This window comes from Priestia koreensis (genome assembly GCF_022646885.1).
Lineage (GTDB): Bacteria > Bacillota > Bacilli > Bacillales > Bacillaceae_H > Bacillus_AG > Bacillus_AG koreensis_A.
The window spans coordinates 2,543,188-2,559,154 of sequence record NZ_CP061868.1 but is presented as its reverse complement, the minus strand read 5'-3'; the positions used below and the strand labels follow the sequence as shown (position 1 = coordinate 2,559,154).

Here is a 15,967-nt window from a genome sequence, read left to right as displayed (position 1 = left end):
GTTTTTGTCAAGGTTAGCAACTCATCTCAACTAAATCATCTAGAGAAAGGTTTTTGAAATCATGGATATTCTATTAGCGATTTTACCCGCCATTTTCTGGGGAAGTATTGTACTTTTCAACGTAAAGCTAGGTGGGGGACCATATAGTCAAACGCTTGGTACAACGATTGGAGCGCTCATCTTCTCCATTGTCGTCTACTTATTTGTTCACCCTCATTTGTCACCCACGATTTTTATCGTCGGAGCCGTTTCCGGTATTTTCTGGGCGGTTGGACAAAGTAATCAGCTGAAAAGTATTGATTTAATGGGTGTATCAAAAACGATGCCAATCTCAACTGGCATGCAGCTCGTGGCAACAACTTTGTTTGGAGTAATCGTCTTTCATGAATGGTCAACAACGACAAGTATTATTTTAGGAACGACCGCGCTAATCTTAATCATTGTCGGGATTGTCCTCACCTCGTTACGCGACAAGAAATCAGGCGAAAAAGAGGAGTCAGGCGACTTTAAAAAAGGGATTATTATTTTAATCATTTCAACAATTGGTTATCTTGTTTACGTTGTTATCGCACGCTTCTTTAACGTCAGCGGGTGGGATGCATTATTACCTCAAGCAGTGGGTATGGTAATTGGTGGTGTTATCTTAACGGCCAAGTACAAACCATTTAATAAATATGCTATCCGAAACATTATTCCAGGTCTTATTTGGGCAGCAGGTAACCTATTCTTATTCATTTCACAGCCACGTGTTGGGGTTGCAACAAGCTTCTCGTTATCACAAATGGGAATCGTTATTTCAACGCTAGGTGGGATTTTTATTCTTGGTGAAAAGAAAACGAAGAAACAGCTCATTGGGATTGCGATTGGGATTATTCTCATCATCATTGCAGCTGTGCTACTGGGGAAAGCAAAAGCATAACGATTTGAGGAGGAATGAATGATGTATCAAGATCTAAAAGGAAAAGTAGTTGTCATCACAGGCGCATCCAAAGGAATCGGTCGTGCAATGGCTGTTCGTTTTGGAAAAGAACAAGCAAAGGTAGTCATTAACTATCGCTCAAATGAAGATGAAGCCAAAGAAGTATTAAAGGAAGTTGAACAAGCAGGTGGAGAAGGCTATATCGTTCACGGTGACGTCTCTAAAGAAGAGGACGTAAAAAACCTGGTGAAGTCAGCAATCGAAAAATTTGGCACGCTTGATGTCATGATCAACAATGCAGGACTTGAAAACCCTGTAGCCTCACATGAAATGCCGCTTGAGGATTGGAACCGTGTTATTACGATTAACTTAACAGGTGCCTTTTTAGGTAGCCGAGAAGCGATCAAGTATTTCGTGGAAAATGACATTAAAGGAACGGTTATTAATATGTCAAGCGTTCATGAGATGATTCCTTGGCCATTATTCGTGCATTATGCAGCGAGTAAGGGCGGAATGAAGCTGATGACAGAAACATTAGCGCTTGAGTATGCACCAAAAGGAATTCGTGTAAATAACATCGGACCAGGTGCAATTGATACGCCAATCAATGCAGAGAAATTCAATGATCCTGAGCAGCGTGCAGATGTAGAAAGCATGATTCCAATGGGATATATCGGGAAGCCAGAAGAAATTGCGGCCGTTGCGGCTTGGCTCGCATCATCGGAAGCAAGCTATGTAACCGGAATTACGCTATTTGCAGATGGCGGAATGACGCAGTATCCATCATTCCAAGCTGGTCGTGGATAAGTGTAGATTAAAAAGCCCGTCTAGTTCATTCGAACAGACGGGCTTTTTTAGTGTGATTCATATACAATATGGCCCATTTCAGAAATATCATAATTTCCAAGTGCTTCAATTTTAGCTTGAAAAGAAGAACTGCATAAGAGCTTTGTTACGTACTCAATGAGTGCGCGATTTTGCGCGTTTTTTAAGATAACCAAGTCATAGCATTCGTTAATCAGAGGGATAAAATCAATGCCGACCATCGTTGCGGCTTTTTCGATTCCAATTCCCACATCAGCGGAGTTAGAGGCCACTGCTGATGCGACGCTTAAATGACTAGATTCCTCGTGGTCATACCCGTATATAGTATGTGGAGGAATATGATGAAGACGGAGCTGTTCATCAAGTAAGATCCGGGCACCAGAACCTTTTTCACGATTTACAAGTCTGAGCTCACCATTCGCTAAATCTTCCCAAGACGAAAGCTTTTGTGGATTTCCTTTTTGAACATAAAATCCTGCTCTTCGAGATAAAAGGCGAATGACGATATGAGGATGACCAACGAGAATTTTTTTCGTAAACGGCAGATTGTATTCTCCTGTATCACCATCAAACATATGTAAACTAACCACATCACACTCACCGTTGTACATCGCAATCAAGCTATTCAAGCTTCCAGAGTAGGAGCGAAGCGTTTTCTGCTGCAGGTGCTCCTCAATATGATTGCTCAAAATATCCAACACCATGTCTTGGCCGCTAATAACAATAGGCTTTGCGGTTGGCTCAGCCGCTGAGATAGGAGGTGTAGGACGTGCAGTTTGAGATTGAATATAGTCATTTAAATCTGAAGCGGTCATTCGCATTTGACGTCCTACACGAAAAACAGGTAGGTCGCCTTTTTTTACGAGGTCATAAACCGTCAGTTTTGAGACTTTAAGAAGCTTTGCGACTTCTTCAATTGTATAAGATAGTTCGTTAGACATCTTGTTCCCCTCCTTTCTTTATTGTAGCTTATGAGGATTAAAAAATCATCGGTCAATCATTTTGTTATTTCATAATTAGTTATAATTGATTATAATTAGTTATATCTAAATATAAATAATTATAAAAAGGAGAAAAAATGAAACAACTTACAGCTATTATCACCTCTCTAGCATGCGTCCTTCTCATTATGACAGGGTGTTCATCAAGCAGCGAGAAGGGGAACGAAACGAAAAACGTTGATTTAACTATCTCCGCAGCAGCTAGTCTTCAGGATGCGCTACAGGAGATCAAAAAAGAGTATGAAAAAGAACATAAGCATGTCACGCTGAACTACAATTTTGGCGCTTCAGGCGCTCTTCAGCAACAAATTTCTCAAGGTGCACCGGCCGATCTTTTCTTCTCGGCAGCAGAGGATAAGTATGAAACCTTAGTGAAACAAAACAAGATTGACAAAAAGGAAGGAACAAACCTTCTCGGAAACGACATCGTACTCGTGGAGCCGCAGCAAGCAAAAGGTGATATTCAGACGTTTGAGGACTTACCAAAAGCGAAGAAGCTATCTATTGGAACACCCGAATCGGTTCCTGCAGGGCAATACGCAAAAGACACGCTAACCGCTCTAAAGCTGTGGGGTAACGTTCAGTCAAACGTTGTGTATGCCAAAGATGTGCGTCAAGTGCTTACATATGTTGAAACAGGAAATGTAGACGCGGGAATCGTATATAAAACGGATGCGTTAACATCGAAAAAGGTACGAATTTCGGCAACAGCAGCAGATGATACGCATGATCCGATCGTGTATCCCGTCGGAGTGATTAAAGATAGTAAACACAAAAAAGAAGCGAAAGCATTCTATCGCTACCTACAAACAGATCAAGCGATGAAGATTTTCGAAAAATACGGATTTAAAAATCTACAATAATGAATGAAGGGGGACGGTGTGAGAGCGCTGGAGGTCATTGAAAAAGTCCGTAGAGGGTTGCGTTCATAACGGATTCGATTCATTTCCACTCAGGTCGCTTCGCTTTCCGCGGGGCGCGCGGTGAGCCTCCTCGCTGCTCTGCGGGGTCTCACCTGTCACGCTAATCCCGCAGGAGTCTCGCACCTTCCGTTCCAAACAACCTAGAGCGACTGCATCAGATGTAAAGGCCAAGTTTCCATTTTGAAAGGAACTTGGCCTTTTTTGTCTTACGTTCTACTCATCATCTAAAAAATCCGAAGTTTTTCAGTGGCCTCCGAGCACCGTCCTCCTTTTTTTAAGAGACAAAAGCGTGTTTGCCATTCTGTTTTTGTCTCTCAGTCATAATTTGTTTGTCCATCAAAATACACTAGTATTGGGTGTCAGAAAGGAATGATCAGATGGATGCAGCAGCAGTAGGAGTTATCCGTGTGTTTATTGCGAGTCCTTTTTTTGATGAGGAGCAGCTGGATCGGGTGAAACGACTAGAGAATGCACTAAGTCAGAACCCGTATGTTGCTGATATTTTCTCGGCGCGTCTTCATCAGCACAAAGAGCTTCCGTTTGCCTCCGAGCAGTGGCGAAAAGTCGTTTTTAATAATGATCTTCGCTTTTTACGCAGAGCGGATGTTGTGGTTGTGATTCATGACTATGAAGGAATGTCCGTTGATAGTGGAACGGCCTTTGAAGTGGGATATGCGTATGCGTTTCAAAAGCCAATCATTTTGGTGAAAGAGAAAGAAAGCGTTCCGAACTTAATGCTTGTCGAGAGCGCTTACGCCTATTTTACTCGCGTTGAAGAGCTTGCGACTTATAATTTTATGAAAATGCCCCGCATCCCTTATCAAGGGGATTTAATTTAGCTAATTTCAATGAAATTGGCTATTTTTTTGCTTAGAATCATGCTTCGAAAGCATTTTTATGAGTAGTTGACGATCTGAAAAGAGTTTTTCCATCACGTACTAAAATAAAGAGGTAGTGGAAAGAACTCGTAGTATACATCCAACATTCTTATTAATATCATTTTCTGGATTGAATATAGGGCGTAAAATCAATGCTCTGCATATCATTTTTGCACGACGAAGAATAAGTTAGAGTCATTCAACAAAAGCTATGACCAAATCAATGGTTTGGTAGGGAGCAGACGGATGACAGAACAAGAACATAACATACCACTTACAAGCCCAGAAATTGCTGCGTTATGGACGAGTTATTTGCAGCACAGCGCAACCACTTGCTTTTATAAGCATTTTTTACAGCACCTAAAAGATCAGGAGATTAAGCCAATTGTTGAGGAAATGCTTGCACTCGAGATGTCCTATTTGCAAAAAATAGAACAAATCTTTGTAACAGAATCATTTCCTATTCCGAAGGCGTTCACAGATAAAGATGTGGATTTAACCGCGCCCGCACTGTTCACCGATTTATTTGCGCTGAGCTTTGTGTACCGTGTCGGACAGATGACCGTCCCGTACTATGCCACGGTGCTTACGAAGGTAGCGAGGAAAGATGTTGTGGCGTACTATGACGAGGGATTAATGTCTAGTAAAGCGTTGTATAAAAAATCGTTGGAACTTATGCTGTCAAAAGGAATTTATGATCGTCCACCAAAAATGATGTATCCAAAAGAAGTAGAATACATGGAAAAGCAGCAAACGCTGTTCGGCGCGTTTTTTGGGGAGAAAAGACCGCTCAATTCAATGGAGCTGAGTGAAATCTTTTCCACTATCGAGCGAAATTACATAGGGCTTTTGTTAATGATGGGGCTCATCCAAGTAACGAAAGACCAAGAAATTAAAGCGTATCTATTAAAAGGAAAGAAACTGTCTGAGAAGCAGATTGATACGTTTAATAAAATTTTACGAAAAGAAGAGCAGCTAGGGAATATTCCAGTGAGTATGGAAGTAACTTCTTCGACTACGTCACCGTTTTCGGACCGGCTCATTATGTTTTTGATTTCTGCTACTACGACAACGGGAATCTATATGCTGTCCTACGCTCTTTCTACATCGCTTCGCAAAGATTTAGCGGTACACTACTCCATTTTGCTGACTGAGATTATGAGTTATGGTGGGGAAGGGCTTGAAATTATCATCAAGCGTGGCTGGATGGAGCAACCCCCACAAACGGTAAATCGTCAAGATTTGTATAAGTCATAGAAAAAAGCTTGAGGGAGTTCCTCAAGTTTTTTTCGTTGAATGATGTAAAAAAATCATTAAAGCGCAAACTATTTGAATTTCTACCACGTCTATCCTATGTAACAAGTAAAAATACGTATTTTACTATTTTAAAGGAGCTCTTTAATGCAATGAAAAACAAAGATTTACAGGCCATATTAGTCACGTGCATAACTGAATATAAAGAAGATTTTTATCGACTGGCGTATAGCTACGTCAAAAATCAAGAGGACGCGCTGGATATTATTCAAGAATCCATTCAAAAAGCGCTTGTATCACTCGATCGGATTCAAGATCCTGAGTCGATTAAAAGCTGGATGTATAAAATTATTGTCCGCACCTCCATCGATTTTCTACGAAAGCATAAGCGAGTGAGCGTAACGGATGATGCAACGCTTGAATTTTTATCAACGGGACAAGAAGACACGTACACCGATATGGATCTTCATGAGGCGCTTGATGAGTTGCCGCTTACGTATAGAACCATTATCGTGCTGCGTTACTTTGAGGATTTAAAGCTAGAAGAAATTGCGGAGATTATGGATGAACATTTAAGTACGGTCAAAACAAGATTATATCGTGGATTAAAGTTATTACGCATTAACATGACCGAGGAGGAACAATGAGAATGGATAAAAAGTTGGAAACGTTACGGGAAGCTTACAAAAGCGTACCGATACCAAAAGAGTTAGATGATGTCATTGAAAAAGCACTTCAGCAAAAGCCCAAAACAGTGAAAAAGAAGCGGCTTTATATTTGGCCTGCTTCGATTGCGGCCGCTGCTGCCTTATTTATTGGAACGGTAAATGTCAGCCCACAGGCGGCTCATGCGATGTCTAAAATTCCAGTCGTAGATAAAATTGTCGAAATCGTTACGTTTACAGAAGTAAAGGAAGAGCGTCACCATGCAAGCATAGACACTAAAACGCCGTCTATTTCAGGGCTAAAAAACAAAAATCTTGAAAACAGCTTAAATAGCAAGTACGTGGCGGAATCGAAAAAGCTTTATGAGAAGTTTGCTAGCTCTGATGCAGCCAAAGCGGATGATAAAGGCTACTATTCCGTTGACAGCACGTATAAGGTTATGACAAATACGGATACGATTCTATCCGTACAGCGTACCATTCAGGAAACGCAGGCATCCGGCTACATTCAAAAGCGATTTGATACAATTGATAAGAAGAATGAGGTATTCATTACGCTGAAAAGCTTGTTTAAAAACGATCAGTACGTTGACGTGATTAGTCAAAACATCATTCAGCAAATGAAGCATCAAATGGAAACAGAGCCTGATAAAATGTATTTTATTACGGATGAAGATATGGACCCGTTTAAGAAAATTAAGCCGGATCAATCATTCTATATTACAAAGGATCACAAGCTTATGATTTCGTTCGATGAATACGAGGTAGCTCCTGGTGTAATGGGGCCCGTAGAGTTTGAGATTCCAACCAAGATTTTAAAGAATGTGCTGGTTGGAGATCGTTATATTCGATGAGTTGAGAAGCTCTCTTCGTGACACGAGGGGGGCTTTTTATTTCCTTTGTAAAAATTGGCTGTTAACCCTATTTTTTGTGATAATATGGGCATATAGACATATTTTCTGCGACATCCCATCTGCTCTCTTTAGAACCATCATTTGGATTTCTATATCTGACTAATTCTTCCACCATAGTTCATTTTTCCTTTTTTAAAAAAGTTGCGCTAATTGTGAAACTAAATGGTAAGTCCATAACGTCTATTAGGTGATGCATGTCAAAAACGAACGGTTTAATGAATATCTATAGAGAAAGCATTGAACGGGTAATGAACAACATGAAGATCGCGCAGAAGAATGGGGGACTTACATATGTCACAAGGAAAAGGGCATCGGTACATTTATGGGTTGGATGGGCTGCGGGCACTCGCAGTTCTAGCAGTTATTGTATATCACTTAAATTTAACATGGGCAATGGGTGGATTTTTAGGGGTAGATATTTTCTTCGTGCTCTCTGGGTACTTAATAACATCTATTATCTTGCCTGCCAAGGGAGAAGAGCTCTCCTTTAAATTAAAGGATTTTTGGATCAGCCGAATTCGACGCTTGCTGCCAGCCGCGTACGTTATGATTATGACGACGATGGCATGGGTGGTACTGTTTAAGGGAGATTTATTATCTAAAGTGCGCGGAGATGCGATTGCGTCTTTATTTTATAGCAGTAACTGGTGGTTTATTTTTCATAAAGTTTCCTATTTTGATAGCTTTGGTTCGCCGTCACCGTTAAAAAATTTATGGTCACTTGCGATTGAAGAACAGTTCTACCTTCTTTGGCCACTGTTATTAATCGCAGGATTAACGTTATTTAAAAGTCGCTTGAAATTTGCCACTATTGTGCTTATTGGGGCGGTTGGGTCTGCTGTGGCGATGGGGATGATGTACGAACCAGGGATGGACCCAAGTCGTATTTATTACGGAACGGATACGCGTTCTTTCGAGCTACTTATTGGTTGCTTTTTAGCACTCATTTGGCCAATGAAGCGTTTATCTACTAAAAAGCTTCCGAAGGTGCCACAAGCATCTCTCAATATAATAGGGGGTGTAACGCTTTTAGTGACGCTTGCGAGTTTTTATGTTGTCAATGAATATCAATCCTTTGTCTACCAGGGCGGTATGTTTTTATTCTGTTTGAATGCTGCTGTGCTTATTGCATGTGTGGTTCATCCAAGCAGTTTCATTGGCAAGGTGTTATCATGGAAGCCGCTTCGCTGGATCGGAACGAGGTCGTACGGGATTTATCTTTGGCATTATCCGGTCATCGTGCTCGGCACCCCGATTCGAGAAATCGGAAATCCTGTTTATTGGCATATTGTGGTGCAATTATTGATTGTATTCGTGCTAGCAGAATGGTCCTATCGTTTTGTTGAGGTACCAATTCGCACTTACGGAATTCGAGCATTTCTGCGTCAGTACGTGCAAAATATTATGAAGTGGAGAAACTTAATCATGATTCGAAAAGTTTCCACAGGTGTGTTATCTCTTATTCTCGTCATTTGTACGACAGGGATTATTGGCCTTGCACAAGGAGTAACTCCTGCTCATGAACACACTATAAAAGTAAGCAGTGTGACACAAGGTGTAAGTGGTGTACAGGATGGTCTAAACGATCCACGAGAGGAAGGAAAACAATCAAAACCAGATTCTGCTACAGGATCAAGTGAGCAAACACCATCAGCACAAGAAAATCAAAAGCCAACGAAGCAACCAAATGAAGTACCACCGAAACAGCCTGCTCAGCAAGCGCCAGTTGTAAAGAAACCAGTCCAAACAGCCGGAACAAAAAAGAAAACGTACCGGAATGTGTTAGCGATTGGAGATTCGGTGATGCTTGATATTGCAAAAGATCTTCGTCGTACCTATCCCAACATGACGATTGATGGAAAGGTAGGTCGCCAAATGTCACAAGCTCTTTCCCTCACTCCGCAATATAAGAAATTTAATCAAAAAGGGAATGCGGTCATCATCGAGCTTGGAACGAATGGATACTTCACTGATAAACAAATTGATCGGTTACTACAAGCCTTTTCGAATACTGATATTTACTTAGTCAATACACGTGTACCTCGCTCATGGGAAAGTGTCGTCAACCAAATGATCACAAAAAAAGGACAGCAATTCAAAAACGTGAAAATAGTTGATTGGCATTCTCTTGGTCTTAAGCATCCAGAGTATTTTGCAAAAGACGGCGTACATCTAACGCCAACAGGCTCTCGGGCCCTTTCAAACTTAATACTAAGTTCGTTTAAATAACGAGTCAACTCCCTCCTCTTTTGTGGTAATATATAACAAAAGAGGGGGTTTTTTTATGAAAATTAGAAGAGCCATTCCTGAGGATGCCGCGTCTATTACTCGTGTACATGTAGATAGCTGGCGCACAACGTATAAAGGAATTGTGTCGGAGGACTATTTAAATAAGCTGTCTTATAGGAAACGTCAGGAAATGTGGGAAGGTGCTATACCAAAGGGACACGTTTTCGTTGCAGAATCACCAGATGGACAAGTAGTGGGTTTTGCATCAGGTGGTAAGGAGCGCACCGATAAGTTTCCTCTTTATGACGGAGAGCTGTATGCTTTATATATACTAGAAGATTACCAGGGAAGCGGAACAGGAAAAAAGCTCGTGCAGCAGCTAGCGGGTGATTTAAAGAAGGGTGGCCTTCACGCCATGTTAACGTGGGTAGTTGAAAATAATCGCGCACGCTACTTTTATGAGGATCTTGGAGGAGAGAAGATCGGTTCTGATGAGGTTGAAATCGGCGGAAACTCAATGGTAGAACTAGCGTATGGATGGAAGGATTTGCAGCGTATTTTATGATTAGTCAGGCTTCAGTTCTTCAGCTCATTGAATGTAATGAAATACATATTAAACAATTAGTGCAATTATCATCCTCCATAGATTGGGATTATAGTAGAGAAGACCTTGAAACGATTATGAGTACTGGTAGAATATTTGCTCATCAAACAGAGCAAGGTGAGATTGTATCAAGCGGAGCGCTCGTCACATACGGTGGAAAGATGACATGCATTGGCATGGTAATCGTTCATCCAAATTATCAGGGGTTGGGACTTGGAACAGAAATTATGCGGCATTGTCTGTCTCTTTTAGGAAACCAAAGCGCCATGCTCATTGCTACTGAAGAGGGAAAGCCGATGTATGAAAAGTTAGGCTTTTTAACGGTGAGTGCGGTTCGTAAATATTTTTGCGTGGCGCCGGTTAGGAATTCAAAACACGATTTTATAAAGCCTTATGACTCATTAGACTTGTCATCGGTTTTAAGGCTGGATGCCGAGGCTTTCGGTGACGAGCGGGAAATCTTTTTGAGAAAACGTATTGAACAAGCTACTAAGAGAAGAGTGCTTAGAAAGAGTGAAGGAATTTGCGGGTTTGGGCTGGCTGTCGAAACCTCACAGAATTTAATCTTAGGACCAATTGTTGCACCTACAGCAGAAGATGCCGTGGCCCTCGTTCGTGATCTAGTACAAGGTTATAGAGGAAAGCTACGCATAGATGTGCCTACTGAACAGAAGTCCTTTCAACAGTTGCTTGAACAAAGCGGCTTTGTATTTGTGAACGAGCCACCCATTATGATATACGGTGTGAATTCTTTAGAAAAGAGAAACGGAGATCTGTACAGCATCGCCGCCCAAATTTTCGGATAGAAGGGAAGATACATATGAAATCATTGGAGCATCATCATTAACGCACGGTTATTGCCACTGCCCGTTCGCCTCCTTATAAATGAAGCCATCATTTATCATTCAAAACGAAAAGGGAGGCATTTTAATGGAACGAGGTATGATTCAAGGGAAATATATCGAATGTGATGGTAAAAAGATATTTGTCGAGCATTACGGTCAAGAAAATGAGCAGGCGATTTTGTATTTACACGGGGGACCTGGTGAAGGAAGCTATGATTTCTCCTATCATCAAGCATATCGTTTGAGTAGGTCCTTTGAAGTAATTATTATCGAGCAGCGCGGTGTGTGCCGATCGGAAGGCATAAACCCGGGCGAATCGTTACGATTAGAGGATTTAATTGAGGATTGTGAATGTATTCGTAAGCAGCTCGGAATTAAAAAATGGTCCGTCATTGGTCATTCATTCGGTGGGTATTTAAGCGTACTATATGCTTTGAAATACCCACAATCGATTGACCATCTCATTCTAGAAGGGCCAACGTTTGATTTTGCATTGACAGCTAAAGCGTTGCTGAAACGAACGGCTAGTCTTTATAGTCAGTACGGTCAGACAGAAGAATTGAAAAAATGCGTCGCTTTTATGAAAACGAATCCCTCGACTCGTGAGCTTGTCGAGGGGTATATGGATCTTAGTCAAGGTTTAGGCGACAGGAGAATGGAAATTTACAGACGCCATAACTCTGTTTCAACCGATTTTTCGGTTTATACCGATGACGAGTGGGAGATCTTCTATGACCGATCAGAAATTCATTACAATCTTCTGCGCGATGAAGGGCGAATTTTTCAATCGCTTCTTTCACTTCTTGCTGATGTTACTGTACCGATGCTGCTTCTGCTTGGGAAATATGATGTTGTCACGTGTGAAGAGCAGGTAAACGCGTTTGTGGCAGATGCAAAAGAAGGAGCTGTTTATACCTTTTTAAGCAGCGCTCATACGCCACATTATGAGGAAGAGGAACTGTTTGAAGAAGTGGTGACGAAGTACTTACGAGAAGGATATCTTAGGTAAAAATAATCAACATTTAAAGGTGGTGTGTGTCATGAAGCAAATCGGAATGAATTAAAAGCGGTGACGTAGTCGTTAACCGCTTATTCTTTAAAAAGAGAAGGAGAGGTTAGGATGGCTAATTTTAAAATTCATGAGCGTATGCCAACTGTTGACGAGCACCAAATTTTGTGGGAGTCAGTTGGCTGGGGAAATATCCATACGGAAACATCGAGTCAATCGCTTGCTCATTCGTTATACGGTGTTGTGGCAACGGTTGACGGAGAGCCGGTCGGAATGGGAAGAATTGTAGGCGACAACTATATGTATTTTTATATTCAGGACGTCGCCATTCATCCGACGTATCAAGGAACAGGACTCGGTAAAGAAATTATGGAGCGCTTGCTCGCCTATATTAAGCAAAGACGAAACGGTGGAGTCGCCTTTGTTGGCCTTTTTTCTGCGGAAGGAAAAGACGGGTTTTACGAAAAGCTAGGCTTTCAAAATCATGCTCCACATATGACAGGAATGTTTACGGTGTTTGAAGGATAATTTTTTTTAAAAAAGTGACTGCTCGTTTACGTAGCAGTCACTTCTTATGTTAAGGTAGAAGGTAGATAGTTATCTAGTAAAAAGACAACTTAGAATTTAAATAAAGGGAATGACTGATGAAAGATCTAATTATGGTGGCGCTATTTTTAATGGCGCTCGGAAATAAAGTGTATCAAAACAAAGAATTTTTAAAGAAGTTAACCTTCATGAAAAAGGCGTTTATTAGTGTAGCTTTTTTGATTGTACTCGGTTTATCTGTAGCGGCAATTCATTACGGAGGCGTATGGCTTGCGAGCTTATGCCGATTTAATGCGGTGCAAGTGATTGTTCAGTTTATCTGGATTGTGGTAGTTGTTGTACTCGCTCGTTTGTTACTACGTGTGGTGCTGTTTTTTATTAAAGCATGAAGTAGCTACGAATATCTATTTTGCGGAGGTTATGTATTGAAAAATAGCAAGGAACATACAAAGTTTGCCGGTTTCCGGAAAGTGGATGTTACCGATGAGCATTTAGGGGTGACGTTTCCTATGCTCGTCTTGTATCCGACGGACGCACTTGAAAAAGAAGAGAACATAGGGCCTTATAAATTAAACGTTTCGATGCATGCAGAGGTAATAGGTGGCGCGCACCCACTCGTCATCATCTCTCATGGCAGTGGGGGAACGCCGCTCGTCTACAGAGATTTAGCTAGAAGCTTAGCTCAGAATGGATTTATTGTGGCGATGCCAGAGCATCCATTTAATAATATCCGTGACAATCACTTAGCGAACTCAGCCAGTATTTTAGAAAGCAGACCTCGAAATATCACTCGCGTTATTGATTGGTTTTATAGTAGTGGTTTGTTTAAACACCACGTTCATTTTGATGATATTTCGATCGTCGGACATTCTATGGGTGGTTATACAGCGATTGCGTTAGTCGGTGGAATCCCAACGACTCTTCCTTGGGAAACGGAGAATCAAATGCCTCAAATGATAAACGTAAAAGCAGATGAACGCATCAAAAAAGTCATTTTACTCGCACCTGCTTTGGGGTGGTTTAGAAGTGAAGGAGCGCTTAAAGAAGTTCGTATCCCCATCTTAATGATGACAGGTGAAAGTGATGACATTACGCCTTCTTTTCACGCTGAATTTCTCTTAAAAGGAATCACAAATCGTGAGCAGATTGAACATAAGGTCATCAAAAATGCAGGGCACTTCTCGTTTTTAAGTCCGTTTCCATTAGAGATGAGATCGCCTTCATTTCCACCTTCTCAAGACCCAAAAGAATTTAATCGCGAGCTTTTTCAACCACAATTAACCGCGGATGTTTTGAATTTTTTAACATCTTAACGAACAGGCTCTCATCATTTCTTATTGATACGAGGTTTTTACATAAAAAACAGGTTGTTCGTCGCTTAAAGGAGAGATCTATATGTCAGATTTGTTCTTGGTACTTATATTGATTGTGGCTTTGTGCTATAGGGGCTATCGTGAACGAAAATTTTTAATGCAGCTTTCATGGATTCAAAAGGTTCAAATGGCAAGCGGATTGGTATTTGCTGCACTACTTTGTTTTGCGATTGTTTATTATGGAGGGAATAAGGGGGCTCAGTTGGTGGATAATGGATTTCTGCGATTTCTTATTCGCTTAACATCACTGTTGGTTGGTTTCTACCTCGCAAGCTACTTAATCTCGAAGGTATTCAAACGATTGCCTAAGCCGGAGTAAGGTAGTCCGTCTTTTGAATGATAAAAAAGTGATAAAGGAGAGAGGAAATGTGACAAAGGGTAGGCTAGCTCTCATATTCGTTGTTTTATTGGGAAGTGTTGCGTTTATTGTGATTCGCAATGAACAAGAAGCGAATAATGCGTCTCTATATCCACTTAGCTCTCATCAAACAGCCATTTTAAACGAAGCGAAAGTATCTAAACAAGGGTTGTCTACTGACGAAATTGATCGCTTTACTATTGGACAAGGCAAGTTTTTACTTATTCAGTATTTTAACCGTCATCATCTGAATTACAGGGTAGGATCAAACGAATATATTCGTTTTTTAGCGAGTATCAGTGAACGAAAAGACCTCAAAGAAAATCCTACCTTTGTCATTATCGGTTCATACGCAAGCGTTTATCTATCCGAGCTTCAAAAGAAAGAGCCTCTGTTTTTACGTTTCCACCTTCCCTCAGATATTCTTAATACCACCATCAAAGAAAGAAGAACGGTAAATAATCATTTATAATATCTCGTAAAGGATGATGTTCATGTATCCCATTCGTGTCAGATCAAGCGCTCTCATTATTGAAAATGAGTCCATTTTATTAGTCGAATTTCACGACGAAAATGGCCTTCACTACAACCTTCCTGGTGGGGGAGTTGAACCATTTGAAACGGTGGTTGAAGCTGCAAAACGAGAAGCAAAAGAGGAAGCATCCATTGATGTGGACGTAACCTCTCTTGCGTTTGTATATGAATACGCGCCTCAACAGGTGGAGGCGCGTTATGGAGAAACGCCTTCTCTTACACTCTTTTTTGATTGTAAAAGAAAAGGAGAGTGCACGCCGAAAATGTCCTCGTCTCCAGATCCTAATCAAACGGGTGTGAAGTGGATTCCGCTTGATCAGCTAGATCAAGTGGTGTTATATCCAAATATTCATGAACACATCAAAAGCTATGTACGCTTATCTGCTCCTCTTTCATTTATTGAGGAGGAAAAGCTGCCTGTTTACAAGTGAGGAAACAGACCGTGTATCCCACCAGCAATCATTTGAATGGACATAACGGCTAAAATTAACCCCATAAGACGAGAAATAACGTTGAGCCCGTTTTGTCCGAGCTTTGAAATAATGGCAGTCGAATAATAAAATAGCACGAATGTAATCGCAAGAATGAGCGTGTAGCTAATAAAAACGCTAATCATTTTTTCCAGGTGATAGGATGTACTGTGTGACATAACGGTTGCGATTGTTCCTGGTCCAGCCATGATTGGAATCGCAAGCGGGGTAATTGAAATATCATTTTGATTCTCCGCTTCTTTTTGCTCATGAGGATGAGGGCTTTGGGCGCTAGAGTGCTTTGCCTGTAGCAGGCTATAGGCAATCCCAAAAATTAAAATACCTCCTGCGACTCGAAAAGCATGGATCGTAATGCCAAACATTGAAAAAATGTATTTTCCAAGCACTAAAAAGACGGTCAAAATAATAAACGAGATTACGGCCGCTTTTCGTGCATTACGTCGTTTTTCCTCCACAGAATAGCCGTTCGTTAAAGTAATAAAAATTGGAATATTTCCGAGCGGGTTCATCACCGCAAAAAAGGAAAGTGTTAATTTTAAAATAAGAGCAATCAACTCGCCAAACTCCTCTCAATGATAGACTATGGTTAGTATGTCCAG

Annotated in this window: 19 protein-coding genes; 17 read left to right on the top strand and 2 right to left on the bottom strand. The window is 41.0% G+C overall.

Features of this window, described 5'->3' with window-relative positions; all coding sequences use genetic code 11:
* The first annotated feature begins 61 nt into the window (after positions 1-61).
* Both IE339_RS13140 and gdh read left to right on the top strand, forming a co-directional pair.
* On the top strand, positions 62-919 hold the full coding sequence (locus IE339_RS13140; protein WP_053401925.1) for a RhaT/GlcU family sugar-proton symporter: 858 nt from the start codon (positions 62-64) through the stop codon (positions 917-919).
* A gap of 21 nt (positions 920-940) precedes the next feature.
* The gene (gdh, locus tag IE339_RS13135; protein WP_053401924.1) at positions 941-1,726 is read left to right on the top strand and encodes a glucose 1-dehydrogenase; all 786 of its coding nucleotides are present in this window, start codon (positions 941-943) and stop codon (positions 1,724-1,726) included.
* 47 nt (positions 1,727-1,773) lie between these two features.
* Here gdh and IE339_RS13130 read toward each other — a convergent pair whose 3' ends face one another.
* The gene (locus tag IE339_RS13130) at positions 1,774-2,685 is read right to left on the bottom strand and encodes a helix-turn-helix transcriptional regulator (RefSeq protein ID WP_242168152.1); all 912 of its coding nucleotides are present in this window, start codon (positions 2,683-2,685) and stop codon (positions 1,774-1,776) included.
* Positions 2,686-2,822: 137 nt separating this feature from the next.
* Between IE339_RS13130 and modA the strand changes: the two genes are divergently transcribed.
* The 15 genes from modA (at position 2,823) to IE339_RS13055 (ending at position 15,308) form a co-directional block, all read left to right on the top strand.
* Positions 2,823-3,608, top strand: coding sequence for a molybdate ABC transporter substrate-binding protein (gene modA, locus IE339_RS13125; RefSeq protein WP_242168150.1), 786 nt, complete (start codon positions 2,823-2,825; stop codon positions 3,606-3,608).
* A 437-nt stretch (positions 3,609-4,045) separates the two neighbouring features.
* Positions 4,046-4,507 carry a nucleoside 2-deoxyribosyltransferase gene (locus tag IE339_RS13120; protein WP_053401921.1) on the top strand — a complete coding sequence of 154 codons (462 nt, stop codon included), beginning with the start codon at positions 4,046-4,048 and terminating at the stop codon, positions 4,505-4,507.
* A gap of 285 nt (positions 4,508-4,792) precedes the next feature.
* Complete coding sequence (locus IE339_RS13115; RefSeq protein ID WP_242168148.1) at positions 4,793-5,803, top strand: DUF3231 family protein; 1,011 nt, start codon at positions 4,793-4,795, stop codon at positions 5,801-5,803.
* Positions 5,804-5,952: 149 nt separating this feature from the next.
* Positions 5,953-6,447 (top strand): RNA polymerase sigma factor SigV, encoded by a 495-nt coding sequence (locus tag IE339_RS13110; RefSeq protein ID WP_242168146.1) that lies wholly within the window; start codon positions 5,953-5,955, stop codon positions 6,445-6,447.
* Between the two features lie 2 nt (positions 6,448-6,449).
* Complete coding sequence (locus tag IE339_RS13105; protein WP_242168145.1) at positions 6,450-7,319, top strand: anti-sigma-V factor RsiV; 870 nt, start codon at positions 6,450-6,452, stop codon at positions 7,317-7,319.
* Between the two features lie 351 nt (positions 7,320-7,670).
* The gene (locus IE339_RS13100; RefSeq protein ID WP_242168143.1) at positions 7,671-9,608 is read left to right on the top strand and encodes an acyltransferase family protein; all 1,938 of its coding nucleotides are present in this window, start codon (positions 7,671-7,673) and stop codon (positions 9,606-9,608) included.
* Between the two features lie 55 nt (positions 9,609-9,663).
* Positions 9,664-10,173, top strand: a complete 510-nt coding sequence (locus IE339_RS13095; RefSeq protein WP_242168141.1) for a GNAT family N-acetyltransferase — start codon at positions 9,664-9,666, stop codon at positions 10,171-10,173.
* On the top strand, positions 10,146-11,018 hold the full coding sequence (locus IE339_RS13090; RefSeq protein WP_242168139.1) for a GNAT family N-acetyltransferase: 873 nt from the start codon (positions 10,146-10,148) through the stop codon (positions 11,016-11,018). Before IE339_RS13095 ends, IE339_RS13090 begins: the two co-directional genes overlap by 28 nt.
* A gap of 124 nt (positions 11,019-11,142) precedes the next feature.
* A complete protein-coding gene (locus IE339_RS13085; RefSeq protein ID WP_242168137.1) occupies positions 11,143-12,066 on the top strand; it encodes an alpha/beta hydrolase in 924 nt (307 codons plus the stop codon).
* Positions 12,067-12,177: 111 nt separating this feature from the next.
* Positions 12,178-12,594, top strand: a complete 417-nt coding sequence (locus IE339_RS13080; RefSeq protein ID WP_242168135.1) for a GNAT family N-acetyltransferase — start codon at positions 12,178-12,180, stop codon at positions 12,592-12,594.
* Positions 12,595-12,710: 116 nt separating this feature from the next.
* Complete coding sequence (locus IE339_RS13075; RefSeq protein WP_242168133.1) at positions 12,711-13,001, top strand: hypothetical protein; 291 nt, start codon at positions 12,711-12,713, stop codon at positions 12,999-13,001.
* A gap of 36 nt (positions 13,002-13,037) precedes the next feature.
* Positions 13,038-13,925, top strand: a complete 888-nt coding sequence (locus tag IE339_RS13070; RefSeq protein ID WP_242168130.1) for an alpha/beta hydrolase family protein — start codon at positions 13,038-13,040, stop codon at positions 13,923-13,925.
* Between the two features lie 82 nt (positions 13,926-14,007).
* Positions 14,008-14,304, top strand: a complete 297-nt coding sequence (locus tag IE339_RS13065; protein ID WP_242168128.1) for a hypothetical protein — start codon at positions 14,008-14,010, stop codon at positions 14,302-14,304.
* Between the two features lie 49 nt (positions 14,305-14,353).
* Positions 14,354-14,815 carry a hypothetical protein gene (locus tag IE339_RS13060; RefSeq protein ID WP_242168126.1) on the top strand — a complete coding sequence of 154 codons (462 nt, stop codon included), beginning with the start codon at positions 14,354-14,356 and terminating at the stop codon, positions 14,813-14,815.
* A 22-nt stretch (positions 14,816-14,837) separates the two neighbouring features.
* A complete protein-coding gene (locus IE339_RS13055) occupies positions 14,838-15,308 on the top strand; it encodes an NUDIX domain-containing protein (protein ID WP_242168125.1) in 471 nt (156 codons plus the stop codon).
* Here the strand turns inward: IE339_RS13055 and IE339_RS13050 are convergent.
* A complete protein-coding gene (locus IE339_RS13050; RefSeq protein WP_242168123.1) occupies positions 15,299-15,922 on the bottom strand; it encodes a MarC family protein in 624 nt (207 codons plus the stop codon). The two genes, IE339_RS13055 and IE339_RS13050, sit on opposite strands and share 10 nt — an antisense overlap.
* Positions 15,923-15,967: the final 45 nt, after the last annotated feature.

What these genes read in the sequence shown, in the direction of transcription:
- IE339_RS13095 (WP_242168141.1), top strand. Translation starts at nt 9,664, where the DNA reads ATGAAAATTAGAAGAGCCATTCCTGAGGATGCCGCGTCTATTACTCGT.
- IE339_RS13105 (WP_242168145.1), top strand. Translation starts at nt 6,450, where the DNA reads ATGGATAAAAAGTTGGAAACGTTACGGGAAGCTTACAAAAGCGTACCG.
- IE339_RS13120 (WP_053401921.1), top strand. Translation starts at nt 4,046, where the DNA reads ATGGATGCAGCAGCAGTAGGAGTTATCCGTGTGTTTATTGCGAGTCCT.
- IE339_RS13110 (WP_242168146.1), top strand. Translation starts at nt 5,953, where the DNA reads ATGAAAAACAAAGATTTACAGGCCATATTAGTCACGTGCATAACTGAA.
- IE339_RS13100 (WP_242168143.1), top strand. Translation starts at nt 7,671, where the DNA reads ATGTCACAAGGAAAAGGGCATCGGTACATTTATGGGTTGGATGGGCTG.
- IE339_RS13140 (WP_053401925.1), top strand. Translation starts at nt 62, where the DNA reads ATGGATATTCTATTAGCGATTTTACCCGCCATTTTCTGGGGAAGTATT.
- IE339_RS13130 (WP_242168152.1), bottom strand. Translation starts at nt 2,685, where the DNA reads ATGTCTAACGAACTATCTTATACAATTGAAGAAGTCGCAAAGCTTCTT.
- IE339_RS13065 (WP_242168128.1), top strand. Translation starts at nt 14,008, where the DNA reads ATGTCAGATTTGTTCTTGGTACTTATATTGATTGTGGCTTTGTGCTAT.
- modA (WP_242168150.1), top strand. Translation starts at nt 2,823, where the DNA reads ATGAAACAACTTACAGCTATTATCACCTCTCTAGCATGCGTCCTTCTC.
- IE339_RS13090 (WP_242168139.1), top strand. Translation starts at nt 10,146, where the DNA reads ATGGAAGGATTTGCAGCGTATTTTATGATTAGTCAGGCTTCAGTTCTT.
- gdh (WP_053401924.1), top strand. Translation starts at nt 941, where the DNA reads ATGTATCAAGATCTAAAAGGAAAAGTAGTTGTCATCACAGGCGCATCC.
- IE339_RS13085 (WP_242168137.1), top strand. Translation starts at nt 11,143, where the DNA reads ATGGAACGAGGTATGATTCAAGGGAAATATATCGAATGTGATGGTAAA.
- IE339_RS13075 (WP_242168133.1), top strand. Translation starts at nt 12,711, where the DNA reads ATGAAAGATCTAATTATGGTGGCGCTATTTTTAATGGCGCTCGGAAAT.
- IE339_RS13115 (WP_242168148.1), top strand. Translation starts at nt 4,793, where the DNA reads ATGACAGAACAAGAACATAACATACCACTTACAAGCCCAGAAATTGCT.
- IE339_RS13080 (WP_242168135.1), top strand. Translation starts at nt 12,178, where the DNA reads ATGGCTAATTTTAAAATTCATGAGCGTATGCCAACTGTTGACGAGCAC.
- IE339_RS13055 (WP_242168125.1), top strand. Translation starts at nt 14,838, where the DNA reads ATGTATCCCATTCGTGTCAGATCAAGCGCTCTCATTATTGAAAATGAG.